The organism is Sphingomonas sp. S-NIH.Pt3_0716 (assembly GCF_003950715.1).
GTDB classification, from domain to species: domain Bacteria; phylum Pseudomonadota; class Alphaproteobacteria; order Sphingomonadales; family Sphingomonadaceae; genus Sphingobium; species Sphingobium yanoikuyae_A.
Genome location: NZ_QLJK01000108.1, coordinates 1 through 1,143, shown reverse-complemented (window position 1 = coordinate 1,143; position 1,143 = coordinate 1). Strand labels below are relative to the sequence as shown.

At 65.5% G+C, this 1,143-nt stretch carries 1 protein-coding gene; it reads left to right on the top strand.

Going from position 1 to position 1,143, the window contains the following annotated elements; genetic code table 11:
- On the top strand, positions 1 to 1,143 hold a 1,143-nt coding region (locus BRX37_RS26245), incomplete at both ends, for a phosphoenolpyruvate carboxylase (RefSeq protein WP_125990365.1).

Sequence of the window (1,143 nt, the reverse complement as noted above, 5' to 3'; positions counted from 1 at the left end):
TTCGGCTTCCATCTCGCCACGCTCGACATGCGGCAGAATAGCGATGTGCATCAGCGCGTCGTTGCCGAACTGCTGAAGGTCGCCGGGGTCGAGGCGGATTATGCCGGGCTCGACGAATTTGCCCGTATCGCCCTGTTGCGCAGGGAACTGGCGACCAACCGGCCGCTCGGCACGCGCTTTTCGGAATATTCCGAGGAAACGGCGTCGGAACTGGCGATCGTCCATGCCGCCGCCGAGGCGCACCGCACCTATGGGCCGCAGTGCATCACCCATTATATCATTTCCAAGGCCGAAAGCGTGTCCGACATGCTGGAGGTCAATATCCTGCTGAAGGAGGCGGGCCTGTGGCGCGCGCCGGAAAATGGCGACCCGGCCAAGGCGGCGATCATGTCGATCCCGCTGTTCGAGACGATCGGTGACCTTGAGGCCGCGCCCAAGATCATGACCGCCTATTTCGGCCTGCCCGAAATTGCCGGGGTGGTGCAGGCGCGCGGCCATCAGGAAGTGATGATCGGCTATTCCGACAGCAACAAGGATGGCGGCTACATCACCTCGACCTGGAGCCTCTACAAGGCGAGCCAGGCGCTGGAGCCGGTATTTGCCGAGGCCGGGGCGGCGATGCAGCTGTTCCATGGTCGCGGTGGCGCGGTCGGGCGCGGCGGCGGTTCGGCGTTCAAGGCGATCCAGGCGCAGCCGCGCGGCAGCGTGCAGGGGCGCATCCGCATCACCGAGCAGGGCGAGGTGATCGCGGCCAAGTTCGGCACGCGCGACGTGGCGATGACCAATCTGGAAGCGATGACCAGCGCGACCCTGCTGGCCAGCCTGGAACCCGAAGGCGTGTCGGCGAAGGATGCCGCCCGCTTTGCCGCGGCGATGGACGAGCTGTCGAAGAACGCCTTCACCGCCTATCGCGATCTGGTCTACGGCACCGAGGGGTTCAAGGAGTTCTTCCGCCAGCTCACCCCGATCCAGGAAATCTCCGGCCTCAAGATCGGGTCGCGTCCGGCGAGCCGGACCAAGAGCACCGCGATCGAGGATCTGCGCGCCATTCCCTGGGTGTTCAGCTGGGCGCAGGCGCGGGTGATGCTGCCGGGCTGGTATGGTTTCGGCCATGCGATCGCCGCGTTCGAGGACAAGGCGCTG